This window comes from Chromobacterium sp. S0633, from assembly GCF_024158805.1.
In the GTDB taxonomy this organism is placed as follows: domain Bacteria; phylum Pseudomonadota; class Gammaproteobacteria; order Burkholderiales; family Chromobacteriaceae; genus Chromobacterium.
The window spans coordinates 32,859-48,509 of sequence record NZ_JAMZGH010000030.1 but is presented as its reverse complement, the minus strand read 5'-3'; the positions used below and the strand labels follow the sequence as shown (position 1 = coordinate 48,509).

Genomic DNA, 15,651 nt, shown 5'->3' with positions numbered 1-15,651 from the left:
TTGGTTATTTTTTAAAGCAAAAAAGAAAAGCGGGAGTTTGTGCGCTGCAGCCATTGCAGCGCACAAGACGCACTGCAATATAGCGCACTGACTCCCGCCGGTAAAGCAACTGCTCTACAGGTCAGTTACCGCGTGTAACCGACCAAGAGCCGAGGCTTACTCCAGGCCCTTGCTGGCCAGATAGTCTTCGTAGTTGCCGGTGTAGTAGTCATAACCGCCCTTGCCGTCCAGTTCCAGCACGTGCGTCGCCAGCGAGCTGACGAACTGACGATCGTGGGAAACGAAGACCAGGGTGCCCTTGTACTTCTCCAGCGCCATGTTCAGGGACTCGATCGATTCCATATCCATATGGTTGGTCGGTTCGTCCATGATCATCACATTGGGCTTTTGCAGAATCAGCTTGCCGTACAGCATGCGTCCCTTCTCGCCGCCGGACAGCACGCGCACCGGCTTGCCCACTTCGTCGCCGCCGAACAACAGACGGCCCAGCGTGCCGCGGATCACCTGCTCGTCGTCGCCTTCCTGGCCCCATTCGCGCATCCATTCGGTCAGCGTCATATCGCTGTCGAAATCGGCTTCATGGTCCTGGGCGAAATAGCCGACCTGGGCTTTTTCCGCCCATTTGATCGAACCGCGGTCGGCGCTCAGGCCTTCGGCGAACGGCGCGTTGAAGGCGCCGGCCAGCAGCTTGACCAGCGAGGTCTTGCCCGCGCCGTTGGGGCCGATGACGGCCAGACGGGCGCCGGCTTCCAGGATCAGGCTCAGATCCTTGAACAGCACCTTGGCGTCGTAAGCCTTGTTCAGGTGATCCACCTCCACCGCCTGACGGTGCAGCTTGAACTTGTCGTCCATTTCAAAACGGATGAACGGGTTCTGACGGCTGGACGGCTTCACTTCCACCATTTCGGACTTCAGCTTGTCCACCTGCTTCAGTCGGCTGGTCGCCTGACGCGCCTTGGATTTGTTGGCGGAGAAGCGGGCCACGAACTCCTGCAGTTCCTGGATGCGTTCCTTGGCCTTGCTGTTGGACGACAGCTGACGCTCCCTTGCCTGAGCCGACGCGATCATATAGTCGTCGTAGTTGCCCGGGTAGATGCGGATGGTGTTGTAGTCCAAGTCCGCCATATGAGTGCACACCGAGTTCAGGAAGTGACGGTCGTGCGAAATGATGATCATGGTGGCGTTGCGCTCGTTGAGCACGTGTTCCAGCCAGCGGATGGTGTTGATATCCAGGTTGTTGGTCGGTTCGTCCAGCAACAGGATGTCCGGATTGGAGAACAGGGCTTGCGCCAGCAAGACGCGCAGCTTCCAGCCCGGCGCCACTTCGCTCATCGGGCCGGCGTGCTGTTCCACCGGAATGCCCACGCCCATCAGCAGCTCGCCCGCGCGCGCCTCGGCGGTGTAGCCGTCGTATTCGGCGAACTTGGCTTCCAGTTCGGCCGCGTGCATATAGTCGTCTTCGCTGGCCTCCGGGTTGGCGTAGATGGCGTCGCGTTCGCTCATCGCCGCCCACATCTCGGTGTGGCCCATCATCACCACGTCGATGACGCGCTGATCTTCATAGGCGAACTGATCCTGACGCAGCTTACCCAGGCGCAGACCGTTCTCGATGGCCACCTCGCCGCTGGTCTGCTCCAGGTCGCCACCCAGAATCTTCATAAAAGTGGATTTGCCGGAACCGTTGGCGCCGATCAGGCCGTAACGGTTGCCTTCGCCAAATTTGACGGAAACCTTTTCGAACAAAGGTTTGACGCCAAACTGCATGGTAATGTTGCTTGTGGTAATCACGCTTAGGGATCCTTCAGCCAAATAGCCGTAAGTATCGGAAAAACGTGGGATTCTAGCACAGTGCCGGCGTTTTCCCGAGCCGTCCGTCACGGAAACGCCGCCTACCTTTTGCCAGCATCTGGAATTCCGCTACAATCGTAAGCCTTGTTTTCTATTCCCTGAGATAGGCTGAACTATGCTTACCGGCAGCTTGGTCGCCCTGGTCACCCCGATGTCCGCAGACGGCTCGGTGGACTACGAGGCACTGCGACGACTCGTCGATTTCCATATTGAGAATGGCACCGACGGCATTGTCGCGGTTGGCACCACGGGCGAATCCGCCACATTGAACGTGACCGAGCATATCGCCGTGGTCAAGGCGGTTGTCGAATACGCTGAAGGCCGCGTCAAAGTCGTCGCCGGCGCCGGCGGCAACTCCACGGCCGAAGCGATCGAGCTGAGCCACCTGTCCCAGGAGGTTGGCGCCGATTACGTGCTGTCCGTCGTGCCTTATTACAACAAGCCCACTCAGGAAGGTCTGTACCAGCATTTCAAAGCGATCGCCGACGCTAGCAAGCTGCCGGTCATTCTTTATAATGTGCCCGGCCGCACCGTTGCCGACATGAGCAACGACACCGCGCTGCGCCTGGCCGCCCACCCCAACATCGTCGGCCTGAAAGACGCCACCGGCGACATCGGCCGCGCCTGCGATCTGGTCATGCGCGTTCCGGACGGCTTCACCCTTTATTCCGGCGATGACGCCACCGGCATGGCCTTCATGCTGTGCGGCGGCCACGGCGTGATCTCGGTCACCGCCAACATCGCCCCCAAATCCATGAGCGAGCTGTGCAAAGCCGCCACCAGCGGCAACGCCAAGCTGGCTCGCGAGATCAACGACAAGCTGCAAGGCCTGCACAAGCAGCTGTTTATCGAACCCAACCCGATTCCGGCCAAGTGGGCGCTGACGCGGATGAACCGGATTCCCTCCGGCATCCGCCTGCCGCTGACTCCGCTCTCCCCCGACGCGCAAGCGGCCGTGGAAGCGGCGATGAAACAAGCCGACGTCCTTTAACCCTTCCCCTGCCGAAACGATGGGAGACCGCATGAAACGAACCGCGCCCGCCGCGATTCTGCTGGCAACTGGCATTATCGCCGGTTGCAGCTCGCAACAGCCGCTGACCAAAAAGCTGGACTACCAGTCCGACAAGCCCAAAACCGTCAACACTCTGGAAGTGCCGCCGGATCTGACCGCGCCGCAAGTCCAGAACAAATACACCATCCCAGGCGCCGCCAGCGCCGCCGCCCAGGGCGCCAAGACCGACGCGCCGGCGCAACAGCCGGCGGCCGGTAGCTCGGTCGCGCTGAACCAGCTGGACAACGTCAAGATGGAACGCGCCGGCACCCAGCGCTGGCTGGTGGTGTCGGGCAAGAGCCCGGAACAGCTGTGGCCCGCGCTGAAAGCCTTCTGGCAGGACAACGGCTTCGTGATCAAGAGCGAAGACCCGGCCGTGGGCGTGATGGAAACGGACTGGGCGGAAAACCGCGCCAAACTGCCCAACGACGGCCTGCGCAAGCTGCTGGAAACCGTCGGCCTCGGCAGCGTCTACTCCACCGGCGAGCGCGACAAGTTCCGCATTCGTCTGGAAAAGACCGCCAACGGCACGGAAGTTTACTTCTCCCACCGCGGCATGGAAGAAGTCTATGCCGACACCACCAAGACCAATACCATCTGGCAGCCACGCGCCACCGACCCGGGCCTGGAAGCCGAGTTGCTGGGCCGCTTCATGATGAATCTGGGCATGGCGGAAGACAAAGCCCGCGAACAGGTCAAGCAGACGCTGAGCGCGCCGGCCAAGCCGCAAACCCCCATCGTCGACGGCCAGTTGCTGCTCAGCGACGAGTTTGACCGCGCATGGCGCCGCGTCGGCCTGGCGCTGGACCGCGTCGGCCTGGTGGTCAGTGACCGCGACCGCTCCCAGGGCGTTTACTTCGTCAAACCGGCCAAGAGCGAAACCGACAAGAACGAGTCCGGCGGTTTCTGGTCCGGCCTCGCCTTCTGGAAGAGCGACGACGGCAAATCCGCCAAACCCACGGAGCAGGAATACCGCGTGCAGATCAAGGAAACCGCGCCCGGCTCCAGCACGGTGTCCATCCAGGACAAACAAGGCAAGCCGCTGTCGGACGCCTTCAGCAAGGCCGCGCTGTCCAAGCTGCAAACCGAGCTGCAATAAGACGCGAAATCAACGCGTCCCAAAAGATAAAGCCCGCTGTCGCGGGCTTTTCTTTGCGCCTTGTTTTCCCAATGGCCGGTCAATGAATCCGGCCATCCGTTATCAGGCGAAATGTAACGCTTTGTAGCGAACAGACAATTGTGTTGTTTTCATGTTGCAACACCCCTTGTTCCATTTGCTACAGATACAAAAAAACCGGCCATAGCCGGTTTTTTTGTCGCAGGCCAAGAATTACTTGGCAGCGGAAGCCTCAGCAGCCGGAGCGGAAGCAGCAGCCGGAGCGGAAGCTTCAGCAGCCGGAGCGGATGCCGGAGCGGCAGCCGGAGCGGATGCTTCAACAGCAGGAGCGGAAGCTTCAGCCGGAGCTTCAGCTTTCTTACCGCAAGCGGACAGGGCTACAGCCAGCAGGGCAGCAACGAGGAGCGACTGTTTCATTTTTTCATTACCTTTGAGGATAAGTTGAACAAGACGTCAGTTATCGCACGGTCTTCGAAATAAGCCGGGCGACTGAAAATCCATCAGTGCGCAAATTGTATCACGAAAAAAAAGGCTGTATAGGGGGCAAAATTCCAAAAAAACACCTTTGCCCATAATCCTCTTCCGCAAAGCAGCATAGCCACAAAAACGGGCGTTTACCCCTGTCGTTGAGGCCAGAATTTGTCGATATCACTTGCGCATCCGAACAATTTCTGTGGTTATTTTGCTACATTCGTCGCCAAATGCCAATAGCCTGCCAGGTATCCCTCGTACAAACATTCCTGCATGCCAGGCCCAAGCGCCGCGCCGGCAATGCCTCTGGCATTGGCGAAGGCGCGCCAAGCGGCGAAATCCTCTTCCGCGACCTCCAGTTTCTCGCCGTTGCAATAGAAACTATCGCCACAGAACAGGATCTGGCTCTTGCGGTCCAGTTCCAGTCCGCGCAATGTCGCTTCGCTCTCGAATTCGGCTTCATCCAACTCCTCTTCCGGCGCGTCGTAAAATACATGCGCCTTGGGTTCGGTCAGATAGTGGCCCAGGAAGTCCCCCACCGCGGCCTTGTCCCAACGGATCTGCTCCAGCAGACGGCTGACCTGCTCCACCATCTCGTCGCCGATCCGCGCCGGGTCCTGCTGCAGCTTGAGCCCGGGATCGGCGTACACGCCTTCCGCGCAGATGCGGTCCTGCAGATGCACCAGGAATTGCGTCGCCAGCTCCTGCGCCGGCGGCGCGCGGAAGCCGATCGAATAAGTCATGCCCGGGTCCAGCGCCACGCCGTGATGCGCGCACTTGGGCGGCAGATAGAGCATGTCGCCGTGCTCCAGCACGAACTCCTGCTCGCAACGGAAGTCCTTCAGCACCCGGATCGGCGCGTCTTCGATAAAGTCGTCGTCGTGCTGGGTGGAGATCTGCCAGCGCTTGCGCCCGCCCACTTGCAAGAGGAACACGTCGTAGGCGTCGAAATGCGGCCCCACGGTGCCGCCCGGCGGCGCGTAGCTGATCATCAGATCGTCCAGCCGCGCGTAGGGAATGAAGTTGAAGCGCCACAGCAGCTCGTCGATATGCGGCAGATGCTGGTTAACGCCCTGCACCAGCAAGGTCCAGTCCGTCTCCGGCAACCGGCGGAAACGCGCCGGGCGGAACGGACCGCGCTCCAGGCTCCAGCGGCCGTTGCGGCATTCAATCAGACGCGACTCCGCGTCTTCGCGGGTCGCCAGTTGCGACAGCACCGAAAAATCCGCCAGCGGCCCCACCTCGGTCAGGGCGCCGCGGATCAGCAAAGGCTTCTTATGCCAGTACTCGGCGAGGAACTGTTCGGGCGACATCCCGCCCAGCAAAGTTGTTGTGTTCATGGCAGTTTCACGGGCTGAAACGCCCGGCAATGGTTTACAATATGGGATGCGCGCAATTGGCGGCGCATCTGAAAATCGTTTTCGATGGCCGGCTTGCGCCGCCATCCGCTTTATTTACCTTCCTTCACGGATCCGCACTCATGCAAATCTCCAAAAACACCGTCGTGACCCTCCACTACGAGATGTTCGACGCTGACAACAACCTCCTCGACAAGACCGAAGAGCCGATCAGCTATCTGCACGGTGGCTACGACGGCATCTTCCCGCTGGTGGAAGAAGCTTTGGAAGGCAAGGCCGTTGGCGACGCCATCGACGTCAAGATGACGCCGGACGACGCTTTCGGCGACCCGGAAGAAGAACTGATCCGCTTGGAAGACCTGGACGTGTTCCCGGCTGACGTCGAAGTCGGCATGATGTTCGAAGCCGACGATCCGGAAACCGGCGACGTGCTGCTGTTCCGCGTCACCGACATCGCCGACGGCAAGGCCGTGGTCGACGCCAACCACCCGCTGGCCGGCCAGAGCATCCGCTTCACCGCCAAGGTAGTAGAAATCCGCGCCGCCAGCGCCGATGAAGTCAGCCATGGTCACGCCCACGGCGAGCACGGCCACCACCATTGATCAGGCATCCGGCCCTGCCGGCACCGGCGTTATTGTAATGCTTTTGCCGGCGCGCCGGCCTGATTTCGACAAAGGCGGCCCATTGGGCCGCCTTTGTCATGCCGGAGCACGAACGCTCCGGCGCTATCCCAAGCGCGCGCGCCGCCAGCGCCAACAACCCGCGGCCAGCACCAGCGCGCACACCGCCAGCCTCAGGCCGTACTCCTCATGGCTGCCCGGCTTGTACAACAGCCACAGCAGCTGCAGCGCCAAGGCCGGCAGCATCAGCGACTGCAGCCGCGCGCTCAAGCCCGCCGGCCATCCCCGAGGCCAGGCCCAGCGGCAAGCGGCGCTCATGGACGCCCATCCCAGCAAGGCGCCCACCGTCACATCCAGCGGCCAGTGCACGCCTATCGCCAAGCGCGACAGCATCACCAAGGCCACGGCCGCCGTCAGCAAGGCTCCGCGGCGCAAGACGCCTGAATAATAAAGAAAGCTCGCCAGCGTGGCGGATGCCATCGCATGGCCGGAGGGGAAAGAGCCGTTGCCGGGCAAATCATCCAGCAATTGCACCGAGCCCGGCGGCAGCGCCAACGGCGGTCGCGGCACGGCGAAGCCCGCCTTGAGCACGATGGCCAGAAACACGCCGACGCCGCAGCCCGCCAACAAGGCCGGCAGCTTGTCCGGCCGCCGCCAGCTCAAGGCCAGCAGCAGGGCCAGCACCGTGGGCCAGTCGCCCAGCACGCTCAACAGACGCCAGAACGCGCCGGGCGCGACGCGGCCGGCCTCATGCAGGATCAGAAACAATTCTCGATTGAAATCCGGGGACACTGCCAGCAGGACAGCCAGCGGCGATAACAACAACGCCGGCCACAGCCGGCGCAAACAGGACAACTTAAACCACATCAGTCAGCTTTCATCGTTGCAAGGGTGATTCGATCCAGACCCGCCAGATCGACAATGGTTTCCACTTGCAGCAAACCCGCGTCGGCGAAAAGCCCGCGCACCGCCGCGCCCTGGTCGTAGCCGTGCTCGACGATCAAGCCGCCGCCCGGCGCCAGCCGTCGCGGCGCGTCGGCGGCGATGGCGCGCAGACAGTCCAGCCCATCGGCCTCGTCGGTCAGCGCCATCCGCGGCTCGAAGCGCACATCCCCCTGCCCCAGGTGTTCGTCGTCGCGCTGTATATACGGCGGATTGGACACGATGAGATCGAAGACCGCGTTCTCGGGCAAGGCTTGATACCAGCTACCCTGATAAAAATCGACGCGCGCGCCCAGGCGTTCCGCGTTGCCGCGCGCGATGGCCAGCGCCTCCGGCGACAGATCAACGGCGCAGACCCGCCATGCCGGCGCCTCCAGCGCCAGCGTCGCGGCGATGGCACCGCTGCCGGTGCCCAGGTCGACAACGCGGGCGGCGCGGTCGCCAAACCGCTGCAAGGCCGCCTCGATCAAGTGCTCGGTTTCCGGCCGGGGGATCAATACCTGCGGGCCCACAGTGAAATCGCGGCCGTAGAATTCTCGCCGGCCGATCAAATAGGCCACCGGCTCGCCGGCGGCGCGCCGGGCGGCCAGCCCGCGGAAACACGCCTCCTGTTCCGCGCTCAGCGTCTGTTCCGGGTAGGCCGCGATGCGGGCGTGAGTCAGCTCCGGCGCCGCCTGCTGCAACAGCATGCGGGCTTCCAGGCGGGGCAAGGGGTATAGGCGCAACGCCTCGGCTATCGTCAGCATGCTCGTCACAACAGGAACAGGGTGGCGAGACCCAGGAAAATAAAAAAGCCGCCGGAGTCGGTGCAGGCGGTGATCAGCACGCTGGAGCCCAGCGCCGGGTCGCGGCCGGAGCGCTGCATCAGGCAGGGAATCAACACGCCCATGGTGGCGGCCAGCATCAGATTGAGCAGCATCGCGCCCAGCATCACCAGACCCAGCGAAAAGCTGCCGTACAACAGCCAGGCCACGCTGCCTATCACCCCGCCCCACAGCACGCCGTTGATCATGCTGACTCGCAACTCCTTGCGCCACAAACGCCAGGCCTGGCTCAGCTGCATCTGCCCCATGGCCAGCGCGCGCACGATCATGGTGATGGTCTGATTGCCGGAGTTGCCGCCGATGCCGGCGACGATGGGCATCAGCGCGGCCAGGGCCACCAATTGGGAAATGGAGTGTTCGAACACGCCGATCACCCGCGAGGCGATGAAGGCGGTGCACAGATTGATCGCCAACCAGGCCCAGCGGTTCTTCACCGAGTCGATCACCGGCGCGAACAGGTCTTCTTCCTCTTTCAAGCCGGCCAGATTCAGCACTTCGCTGTCGGATTCCTCCCGGATCACGTCCACCATCTCGTCCACGGTCAGCCGGCCGATCAGCTTGCCGGCCTCGTCCACCACCGGCGCGGTGATCAAGTCGTAGCGCTCGAAGGCCAGCGCCGCGTCGGCGGCGTCCTCGTCCGGGCTGAAGCTGACCAGCTCGGTGGCCATCACTTCGGCCACCAAGGCGTCGGGGTCGGACACCAGCAGTTTGCGGATGGACAGCACGCCCTTGAGCAGGCCCAAGTCGTCGATGACGAAGATTTTGTCGGTATGCGCCGGCAGTTCGTCGAAACGGCGCAGATAGCGCAGCACCACTTCGCAGCTGACGTCGGCGCGGATCTTGACCAGGTCGAAGTCCATCAGCGCGCCGACCTTGTCCTCGTCGTAGGACAGCGCGGATTGCAGCTGGGCGCGCTCTTCCTCGTCCAGGCCGCCCATCACTTCGTACACCACCTGGCGCGGCATGTCCGGCGCCAGTTCGGCCAGTTCGTCGGCGTCCAGTTGCTCGGCGGCGTTGACCAGCTCGCCGTGCTCCATCACTTCGATCAGCGATTCCCTGACCGCGTCGGACACTTCCAGCAGGATGGCGCCGTCGCGCGCGCCGCCCACCTGGTCCCAGACCAGCAGGCGGTCTTCCAGCGGCAAGGCTTCCAGGATATGGGCGACGTCGGCCGGGTGCAGCTGCTCCAGCTTCAGCCGCAGCGCTTCCAGATTGTAATGCGGGGCCAGCGGGTCCGTCGGCGGCTCGGACGCCTCCTGACGGGATACAAGATCTTCCAACTGCCGCTGGCGCTCGATCAGGCGCTGCACCAGGGCCAGGCTTTCTTGCAGACGATCGGCGGATTGTTGCTTGAAGGCAACCGTCATGCACGTCTCCTTCCGCCCAGATGGCGCGCGCGGCGCGGGCGGTCTGAGGCGGGCGTTATTCTCTAACGGTAAATCGGGATTGGATTACGGGGTAACTGGGTAAGTCCATTGCGTAGCCGCCATGCCTCGCGCATGGCGCACTCAAAGAAAGTCGCGATTGTAACATGCCGCCTGCGCCGCTCCAATCCGGCCCCCGGGCGCTCACGGCAGTTCCACATAGCCCATACGCCGCTGGATGATGCGGGTCTTGCGCGCCAGGCCCGGCGCGCCGCGATGGCTGTCGTAATAGCGCGGATTGGGCACCATCGCCGCCAGCTTGGCCGCCTGCGACGAAGACAGCCGCGCCGCGCTGGAGCGGTAGTAATAGCGCGAGGCCGCCTCCGCGCCGAAAACCCCGTTGCCCCACTCGATCACGTTCAGGTAAATCTCGAAAATGCGCCGCTTGTCCAATACCGTTTCCAGCATCACCGTGATCAAGGCTTCCTCCACCTTGCGCCACGGCGTCTTGCTGCTGGACAGGAACAAATTCTTGGCCAGCTGCTGGCTGATGGTGGAGCCGCCGGCGACGATCTTTCCCTTCTTCAGGTTTTTTTCGAAAGCGGCCTCGATGCCGTCCCAATCGAAACCTTCGTGATCGACGAACTTGGCGTCTTCCGACGCGATCAGCGCGCGCTTCAGATTGGGCGAGATCTGCTCGTAACTCACCCATTTGTGGCGCAGCTCCGCCTCGGGATCGTCCTGCTGCAGCTTGGCCAGCTGTTCGTTCATGAAGGCGCTGGCCGACGGATTGTGGCCGCGCCAATAAACGATATGGCCGAAGATCCACAGGTTATACAGCAGAAAGGCGGCCATCAGGGCCGCCAGTACTTTCAGGAAGAGACGCATCATCTGACTCGCGAAGCGAGCCCCCTCGCAGGGCAAGGGGGATTGGGATTCAAACCGCGGGAGGGGAAAGCGACGCTTTGTTGATGGGTCCGGACCCGCCGGACCCGGCGAGCGTCAGGCCAGCACTTCCCGCAGCATATTGGTCACCTTGCGGGTGGCCGGCTCCACGCCGCGCCAGATGGCGAAGGACTCCGCCGCCTGCTCCACCAGCATGCCCAGGCCGTCGGCCAGCATGCCGGCGTTTTCCGCCTGCGCGCGTTGCAAGAAAGGCGTCAGGCCCTTGCTGTACACCATGTCGTAAGCCAGGGTGCGCGCGGTGAACAGGCCGTAGGGGATGGGCGGCAATTCATTGCTGAGGCTGGTCGAGGTGGCGTTGATCACGATGTCGAAGCTGCGGCCCTTCAATTGCTCGTAGCCTATGGCCTCCACCTTGCCCCAGGGCGCGAAGTGATGCGCCAGCGCCTCGGCCTTGATCAGCGTGCGGTTGGCGATGGTCAAGGAGGCCGGCTTTTGCGCCAGGATGGGTTCCAGCACGCCGCGCACCGCGCCGCCCGCGCCCAGGATCAGCACCTTGGCGCCGGCGATCGGGTAGTCCAGATTGTCCACGATGTCACGCACCAGGCCCACGCCGTCGGTGTTGTCGCCGTAGATCTTGCCGTCGCGGAAGCACAGGGTATTGACCGCCTCCGCCGCGCGGGCGCGCTCGGTCAGCTCATTGGCGAAACGGTAGGCGTCGCCCTTGAACGGCAGCGTGATATTGAGGCCCTTGCCGCCGGCTGAGACGAACTCGGCCACCACCTCGTTGAAACGCCCCAGCTCGGCGAACAACTTGTCGTAAGCGATATCCTGGCCGGTGGCCGTCGCGAATTCGTTATGGATGAACGGCGACTGGCTGTGCGAAACAGGGTTGCCGATAACGGCGTAACGGTCGGTCATGAGTCAGCTTTCCAAGATTTGGCTATGTTTTCGGTATTCGGATAGAGAGTGGCTAACAAAGCCCCGGCGCCGCGTCGCGCTTGGCTTTGTTGGCGGCTCTCGTCGCGTCCGCGCCGCCCTGCCGGCGGCGCTATGACACTTTGCCGTGGAATACGCCAAACTTCAACCACGACGTCGCCGCGCCGGCCCCGGCTCAGCCTTGTTGCCAGGGCAGGCCGCGCGCTTTCCAGCCGCCCACGGTGTTGCGGTGGCCGTCGGCGTCCTTGTCGCCCTCAAACCCCTCCAGCACGTTGTAGGCTTCGGTGTAACCGGCGGCGGCGGCCATGCGCGCCGCTTCGTCCGAGCGCACGCCGGAACGGCACATCAGCATCAGCACGCCGTCCTTGGGCAGCATGTCCTGCAATTGCTCGATGAAACGCGGATTGGGCTGCATGCCGGGAAAGCTCCGCCACTCCAGCCGCTGGGCATAGGGCACCACGCCGACGAACTGCCATTCCGCCGCGCTGCGCACGTCCAGCAGCACCGCTTCCGGCATCGCCTGCTTCAGCTGGTGCGCTTCCTGCGGCGTCAAGGCACCGCGATAGGGCAGGCCCTGTTCTTCCGCCCGGCGCCGCGCCTGTTGCAATAGCCGCGTCATCTGATCCATGCAAGCTCTCCCCGCGGCCCGGCCGCCTTGTCGAACCGCCGACACCCCTTGACGCTGCGCCGGCCGGCCTCAGCGTCTTAGCGGGGTTTTGTCAGCCGCTCTCGTTACCTTATATACGGAATATACGGATTATCCATATCGACGAAGACGGCCGCAATGCCGTCAACGCCCTGTTTTGGTGCATAAGCCGAATCCAGGCACCACCCTGGTTCATTCAACTCCGCTAGCGCCCGGTTTTGGGCTATGACACAATGGAATCTCAGTGATTTCATAGCTGGCACGCTTAATGCTTAAGAGCCTGCCATCCACTCATTCGCACATGATGCATGTAGCCTTTCAGGAGAAAACCATGGCGGTTGCAGACGTAGTCAAGCTGATTACCGAAAATGATGTCAAGTTCATCGACCTGCGCTTTACCGATACCCGCGGCAAAGAACAACACGTGTCGATTCCGGCCCATGTGCTGCTGGACGATCCGGACGCATGGTTCGAACACGGCCACGCTTTCGACGGTTCCTCGATCGCGGGCTGGAAAGGCATCCAGGCATCCGACATGCTGCTGATGGCCGACCCGGCCACCGCCCGCATCGACCCGTTCTACGACGAACCCACCGTCTTCCTGCACTGCGATGTGATCGATCCGGCCGACGGCAAGGGCTACGACCGCGACCCGCGCTCCATCGCCAAACGCGCCGAAGCCTATCTTAAGGCCTCCGGCCTGGGTGACACCGCCTATTTCGGCCCGGAACCGGAATTCTTCATCTTCGACAGCGTGACCTGGGGCACAGACATGTCCGGCTGCTTCGTCAAGATCAAGGCCGAAGAAGCCGCCTGGGCGTCCGCCGAGGAGTTCGAAGGCGGCAATATGGGCCACCGCCCGGGCATCAAGGGCGGTTACTTCCCGGTGCCGCCGGTGGATTCCTCGCAGGACATCCGCTCCGCCATGGTGCTGCTGCTCGAAGAGCTGGGCATCCCGGTGGAAGTGCACCACCACGAAGTGGCCACCGCCGGCCAAAACGAGATCGGCACCAGGTTCAGCACCCTGACCCAGCGCGCGGACTGGACCCAGATCCTGAAATACGTGGTGCACAACGTGGCCCACAGCTACGGCAAGACCGCCACCTTCATGCCCAAGCCCATCGTCGGCGACAACGGCTCCGGCATGCACGTGCACCAGTCCATCTGGAAGGACGGCAAGAACCTGTTCGCCGGCGACGGCTACGCCGGCCTGTCCGAAACCGCGCTCTACTACATCGGCGGCATCATCAAGCACGCCAAGGCGCTGAACGCGATCACCAACCCGGGCACCAACTCTTACAAACGCCTGGTGCCGCACTATGAAGCGCCGGTGAAGCTGGCCTACTCCGCCAAGAACCGCTCCGCCTCCATCCGCATTCCGCATGTGGCCAGCCCCAAAGGCCGCCGCATCGAAGCGCGCTTCCCGGACCCCTTGGCCAACCCCTATCTGTGCTTCTCCGCTCTGCTGATGGCCGGCCTGGACGGCATCCAGAACAAGATCCACCCGGGCGACGCCGCGGACAAGAACCTGTACGATTTGCCGCCGGAAGAAGACAAGCTGATCCCGACCGTGTGCGCCAGCCTGGACGAGGCGCTGGCCGCTCTGGACAAGGACCGCGAGTTCCTGACCCGCGGCGGCGTGTTCTCCAATGACTGGATCGACGCCTACATCGAGCTGAAGATGCAGGAGGTCAACCTGACCCGCATGACCACCCATCCGGTGGAATTCGCGATGTATTACTCGCTGTAATACCGGCGCATGGAAAAACGGCGGCCTTCGGGCTGCCGTTTTCATATATGACTTGTCCGGCGGATTTGCATATCATTGCAGAGCTGAAACCCGGAACTCGACACGCCGCCCATGAAAACTCTATCGCTTTGTCTCTTGCTGTTGCTGAGCGCCTCCGCTCACGCCACCGTTTACAAGTACGTGGACAAAGACGGCAACGTCACTTTCACCAATGTGCCGATACGCGGCGCGCAGGCGATCCGGCTCAACCCGCTCTCCTCCTATCCCAGCCAGCACAAGAAAAGCGCCTCCCCCGCCAACAGCAGCGGCGGCAACGGAGACGCCAAGCCCTCCGGCAGCTACCCCAGCGTCGATCCCGGCACCCAGAAGCAGCGCGACAACGGCCGCCGCAAGATCCTGGAGCAGGAGCTGGCCAATGAGCAAAAAGCGCTGAGCGAGGCGGAAAAAGCGCTGACCGACGGCAAGGCCACGCGCAACGGCGACGAAACCCGCAATTACCAGAAATACCTGAACCGGGTGCAGAAGCTGCAGGACGAAGTCACCGACCGCCAGAAAAACGTGGAAGCCTTGCGCCGCGAGCTGGGGCAGAACTAGTTTGACGCACCATCATGGTGCATACTGAAAAGAAATGGGCCATTCCCGGGCGCGCGGGCATGGCCCGAATTTTGCTCAGCCTGCGCAAGCCCTCCGCCTCAGCCTACAGGACACACCGCACCATGCCGCCGACCAGCTTTGCCGGACTAGAACTGCTGGACACCCCCGTGCTGATCGTCGACGCCGACGGCGCGCTGCATTTCGTCAATCCCGCATGCGAGAACCTGCTGGCGCTGGGCAGCCGCGAGCTGCGCCGCCACAGCCTGTTCGATCTGTTCCAGCCCTGCCCGGCGCTGCGCCAGGCGCTGTCCACCGCGCTGCGCCACAACGCCAGCTTCATCGAGCACGATCTGGAACTGATCCCGCAGCACAGCGAGCAGGCGCTGCACATCGCGCTGTCGGTGGCGCCGGTGGACGCGGACGGCGGACTGGCGCTGATCGAACTGCGGCCGCTGGATCAGCAGTTGAAGATCGCCAACGAGGAACGGCTGCTGCTGCAACACCAGGCCAATCGGGAGCTGATCCGCAACCTGGCGCATGAGATCAAGAACCCGCTGGGCGGCATCCGCGGCGCGGCACAATTGCTGGAGCACGAGCTGCTGGACCGCCCGGAGCTGAAGGAATACACCGCGGTGATCAAGGAGGAGGCGCTGCGGCTGCAATCGCTGGTCGACCGGCTGCTGGCGCCGCACCGCAGCCATGTGCGCGGCGAGATCAATATCCACGAAGTGCTGGAACGCGTGCGCAGCATCGCCCTGGCCGAATATCCGCAGGGCCTGCAGATTCGCCGCGACTACGACACCAGCCTGCCCCAGCTGGTGGCCGACAAGGAACAGCTGATCCAGGTGGCGCTCAACATCGTCAAGAACGCCGTTCAGGCGATGAAGGGCCGCGGCCAATTGATTCTGCGCACCCGGGTGGCGCGCCAGGTGACGCTGGCGCGCAAGCGCCACACCCTGGCATTGAAATTGCAGATCATCGACGACGGTCCCGGCATCCCCGACGAGATCAAGGACCATATTTTCTACCCGCTGGTCACCGGCCGCGCCGAAGGCACCGGCCTGGGGCTGACCCTGGCCCAGGCCTTCGTCCACCAGCACGGCGGCAATATCGAATTCGACTCCCGGCCGGGACAGACCTGCTTCACCGTGACCTTGCCTTTCGCCACGGATTGAGCGGACCCGCCCACCCCAAACACATTGCCGCCGCCCGCTCACGCCGGCG

General features: G+C 62.8%; 14 protein-coding genes. 6 read left to right on the top strand and 8 right to left on the bottom strand.

Annotation, left to right across the window (positions count from 1 at the left end; all coding sequences use genetic code 11):
• Window positions 1-156 precede the first annotated feature (156 nt).
• Window positions 157-1,788, bottom strand: a complete 1,632-nt coding sequence (locus NK214_RS17600) for an ABC-F family ATPase (protein WP_107798514.1) — start codon at window positions 1,786-1,788, stop codon at window positions 157-159.
• A gap of 175 nt (window positions 1,789-1,963) precedes the next feature.
• Between NK214_RS17600 and dapA the strand changes: the two genes are divergently transcribed.
• Together dapA and bamC are read left to right on the top strand one after the other, a co-directional pair.
• Window positions 1,964-2,839: a 4-hydroxy-tetrahydrodipicolinate synthase gene (dapA, locus tag NK214_RS17595; RefSeq protein WP_107798513.1), complete on the top strand. Its 876-nt coding sequence runs from the start codon at window positions 1,964-1,966 to the stop codon at window positions 2,837-2,839.
• A gap of 31 nt (window positions 2,840-2,870) precedes the next feature.
• Complete coding sequence (bamC, locus tag NK214_RS17590; RefSeq protein ID WP_107798512.1) at window positions 2,871-3,998, top strand: outer membrane protein assembly factor BamC; 1,128 nt, start codon at window positions 2,871-2,873, stop codon at window positions 3,996-3,998.
• A 695-nt stretch (window positions 3,999-4,693) separates the two neighbouring features.
• On the opposite strand, the gene NK214_RS17585 is transcribed toward bamC, so the two are convergent.
• Window positions 4,694-5,827: a cupin domain-containing protein gene (locus NK214_RS17585; protein WP_253315106.1), complete on the bottom strand. Its 1,134-nt coding sequence runs from the start codon at window positions 5,825-5,827 to the stop codon at window positions 4,694-4,696.
• A gap of 140 nt (window positions 5,828-5,967) precedes the next feature.
• Here NK214_RS17585 and NK214_RS17580 point away from each other — a divergent pair, with 140 nt between their 5' ends.
• Window positions 5,968-6,447: a peptidylprolyl isomerase gene (locus NK214_RS17580; protein ID WP_107798510.1), complete on the top strand. Its 480-nt coding sequence runs from the start codon at window positions 5,968-5,970 to the stop codon at window positions 6,445-6,447.
• Between the two features lie 123 nt (window positions 6,448-6,570).
• Here NK214_RS17580 and NK214_RS17575 read toward each other — a convergent pair whose 3' ends face one another.
• From NK214_RS17575 to NK214_RS17550, 6 genes are all read right to left on the bottom strand, one after another.
• Window positions 6,571-7,332: a phosphatase PAP2 family protein gene (locus NK214_RS17575; RefSeq protein ID WP_253315105.1), complete on the bottom strand. Its 762-nt coding sequence runs from the start codon at window positions 7,330-7,332 to the stop codon at window positions 6,571-6,573.
• Window positions 7,332-8,150, bottom strand: a complete 819-nt coding sequence (gene prmC, locus NK214_RS17570) for a peptide chain release factor N(5)-glutamine methyltransferase (RefSeq protein ID WP_371926295.1) — start codon at window positions 8,148-8,150, stop codon at window positions 7,332-7,334. The genes NK214_RS17575 and prmC overlap by 1 nt, the downstream gene beginning before the upstream one ends.
• A gap of 8 nt (window positions 8,151-8,158) precedes the next feature.
• Window positions 8,159-9,598 (bottom strand): magnesium transporter, encoded by a 1,440-nt coding sequence (gene mgtE / locus NK214_RS17565; protein WP_107798508.1) that lies wholly within the window; start codon window positions 9,596-9,598, stop codon window positions 8,159-8,161.
• Window positions 9,599-9,799: 201 nt separating this feature from the next.
• The gene (gene mtgA, locus NK214_RS17560) at window positions 9,800-10,486 is read right to left on the bottom strand and encodes a monofunctional biosynthetic peptidoglycan transglycosylase (RefSeq protein ID WP_199225817.1); all 687 of its coding nucleotides are present in this window, start codon (window positions 10,484-10,486) and stop codon (window positions 9,800-9,802) included.
• A gap of 111 nt (window positions 10,487-10,597) precedes the next feature.
• Window positions 10,598-11,419 (bottom strand): shikimate dehydrogenase, encoded by an 822-nt coding sequence (gene aroE, locus NK214_RS17555; RefSeq protein WP_107798507.1) that lies wholly within the window; start codon window positions 11,417-11,419, stop codon window positions 10,598-10,600.
• A 193-nt stretch (window positions 11,420-11,612) separates the two neighbouring features.
• The gene (locus NK214_RS17550) at window positions 11,613-12,065 is read right to left on the bottom strand and encodes a rhodanese-like domain-containing protein (protein WP_107798506.1); all 453 of its coding nucleotides are present in this window, start codon (window positions 12,063-12,065) and stop codon (window positions 11,613-11,615) included.
• A 349-nt stretch (window positions 12,066-12,414) separates the two neighbouring features.
• On the opposite strand from NK214_RS17550, the gene glnA reads away from it, so the two are divergent.
• The 3 genes from glnA (at window position 12,415) to glnL (ending at window position 15,602) form a co-directional block, all read left to right on the top strand.
• Complete coding sequence (gene glnA / locus NK214_RS17545; protein ID WP_107798505.1) at window positions 12,415-13,833, top strand: glutamate--ammonia ligase; 1,419 nt, start codon at window positions 12,415-12,417, stop codon at window positions 13,831-13,833.
• A 111-nt stretch (window positions 13,834-13,944) separates the two neighbouring features.
• Window positions 13,945-14,427, top strand: coding sequence for a DUF4124 domain-containing protein (locus NK214_RS17540; protein ID WP_107798504.1), 483 nt, complete (start codon window positions 13,945-13,947; stop codon window positions 14,425-14,427).
• Window positions 14,428-14,549: 122 nt separating this feature from the next.
• Window positions 14,550-15,602 (top strand): nitrogen regulation protein NR(II), encoded by a 1,053-nt coding sequence (gene glnL, locus NK214_RS17535; protein ID WP_107798503.1) that lies wholly within the window; start codon window positions 14,550-14,552, stop codon window positions 15,600-15,602.
• The last annotated feature ends 49 nt before the right edge of the window (window positions 15,603-15,651 follow it).

What these genes read in the sequence shown, in the direction of transcription:
- dapA (WP_107798513.1), top strand. Translation starts at nt 1,964, where the DNA reads ATGCTTACCGGCAGCTTGGTCGCCCTGGTCACCCCGATGTCCGCAGAC.
- bamC (WP_107798512.1), top strand. Translation starts at nt 2,871, where the DNA reads ATGAAACGAACCGCGCCCGCCGCGATTCTGCTGGCAACTGGCATTATC.
- NK214_RS17585 (WP_253315106.1), bottom strand. Translation starts at nt 5,827, where the DNA reads ATGAACACAACAACTTTGCTGGGCGGGATGTCGCCCGAACAGTTCCTC.
- NK214_RS17580 (WP_107798510.1), top strand. Translation starts at nt 5,968, where the DNA reads ATGCAAATCTCCAAAAACACCGTCGTGACCCTCCACTACGAGATGTTC.
- NK214_RS17575 (WP_253315105.1), bottom strand. Translation starts at nt 7,332, where the DNA reads ATGTGGTTTAAGTTGTCCTGTTTGCGCCGGCTGTGGCCGGCGTTGTTG.
- mgtE (WP_107798508.1), bottom strand. Translation starts at nt 9,598, where the DNA reads ATGACGGTTGCCTTCAAGCAACAATCCGCCGATCGTCTGCAAGAAAGC.
- mtgA (WP_199225817.1), bottom strand. Translation starts at nt 10,486, where the DNA reads ATGATGCGTCTCTTCCTGAAAGTACTGGCGGCCCTGATGGCCGCCTTT.
- aroE (WP_107798507.1), bottom strand. Translation starts at nt 11,419, where the DNA reads ATGACCGACCGTTACGCCGTTATCGGCAACCCTGTTTCGCACAGCCAG.
- NK214_RS17550 (WP_107798506.1), bottom strand. Translation starts at nt 12,065, where the DNA reads ATGGATCAGATGACGCGGCTATTGCAACAGGCGCGGCGCCGGGCGGAA.
- glnA (WP_107798505.1), top strand. Translation starts at nt 12,415, where the DNA reads ATGGCGGTTGCAGACGTAGTCAAGCTGATTACCGAAAATGATGTCAAG.
- NK214_RS17540 (WP_107798504.1), top strand. Translation starts at nt 13,945, where the DNA reads ATGAAAACTCTATCGCTTTGTCTCTTGCTGTTGCTGAGCGCCTCCGCT.
- glnL (WP_107798503.1), top strand. Translation starts at nt 14,550, where the DNA reads ATGCCGCCGACCAGCTTTGCCGGACTAGAACTGCTGGACACCCCCGTG.